This window comes from Rosenbergiella metrosideri, assembly GCF_022602565.1.
Classification (GTDB): Bacteria; Pseudomonadota; Gammaproteobacteria; order Enterobacterales; family Enterobacteriaceae; genus Rosenbergiella; species Rosenbergiella metrosideri.
Window position 1 is genome coordinate 1 of the sequence record NZ_JALBCV010000040.1, and the last position, 1,387, is coordinate 1,387.

Below are 1,387 nucleotides of genomic sequence, written 5' to 3' on the forward strand. Positions count from 1 at the left end.
CACTGATTGTGAGCTCGAAGAGTAGGGCGGGACACGTGGTATCCTGTCTGAATATGGGGGGACCATCCTCCAAGGCTAAATACTCCTGACTGACCGATAGTGAACCAGTACCGTGAGGGAAAGGCGAAAAGAACCCCGGCGAGGGGAGTGAAATAGAACCTGAAACCGTGTACGTACAAGCAGTGGGAGCACGCCTTGAGCGTGTGACTGCGTACCTTTTGTATAATGGGTCAGCGACTTATATTTTGTAGCAAGGTTAACCGAATAGGGGAGCCGCAGGGAAACCGAGTCTTAACTGGGCGTTAAGTTGCAAGGTATAGACCCGAAACCCGGTGATCTAGCCATGGGCAGGTTGAAGGTTGGGTAACACTAACTGGAGGACCGAACCGACTAATGTTGAAAAATTAGCGGATGACTTGTGGCTGGGGGTGAAAGGCCAATCAAACCGGGAGATAGCTGGTTCTCCCCGAAAGCTATTTAGGTAGCGCCTCGTGAACTCATCTTCGGGGGTAGAGCACTGTTTCGGCTAGGGGGCCATCCCGGCTTACCAACCCGATGCAAACTACGAATACCGAAGAATGTTATCACGGGAGACACACGGCGGGTGCTAACGTCCGTCGTGAAGAGGGAAACAACCCAGACCGCCAGCTAAGGTCCCAAAGTCATAGTTAAGTGGGAAACGATGTGGGAAGGCCCAGACAGCCAGGATGTTGGCTTAGAAGCAGCCATCATTTAAAGAAAGCGTAATAGCTCACTGGTCGAGTCGGCCTGCGCGGAAGATGTAACGGGGCTAAACTATGCACCGAAGCTGCGGCAGCGACACTATGTGTTGTTGGGTAGGGGAGCGTTCTGTAAGCCGTTGAAGGTGGACTGTGAGGTCTGCTGGAGGTATCAGAAGTGCGAATGCTGACATAAGTAACGATAAAGCGGGTGAAAAACCCGCTCGCCGGAAGATCAAGGGTTCCTGTCCAACGTTAATCGGGGCAGGGTGAGTCGACCCCTAAGGCGAGGCTGAAAAGCGTAGTCGATGGGAAACAGGTTAATATTCCTGTACTTGGTGTTACTGCGAAGGGGGGACGGAGAAGGCTAGGTTATCCGGGCGACGGTTGTCCCGGTTTAAGCGAGTAGGCTGATGGTTTTGGTAAATCCGGACTGTCTTAAGGCTGAGACGTGATGACGAGGTTCTACGGAACTGAAGTAATTGATGCCATGCTTCCAGGAAAAGCCTCTAAGCTCTAGGTAACATTGAATCGTACCCCAAACCGACACAGGTGATCAGGTAGAGAATACCAAGGCGCTTGAGAGAACTCGGGTGAAGGAACTAGGCAAAATGGTGCCGTAACTTCGGGAGAAGGCACGCTGGCGCGTAGGTGAAGGGACTTGCTCC

At 52.4% G+C, this 1,387-nt stretch carries 1 rRNA gene; it reads left to right on the forward strand.

Features of this window, described 5'->3' with window-relative positions:
• A 23S ribosomal RNA gene (locus MKR94_RS16335) occupies positions 1-1,387 on the forward strand; the annotation flags it as partial.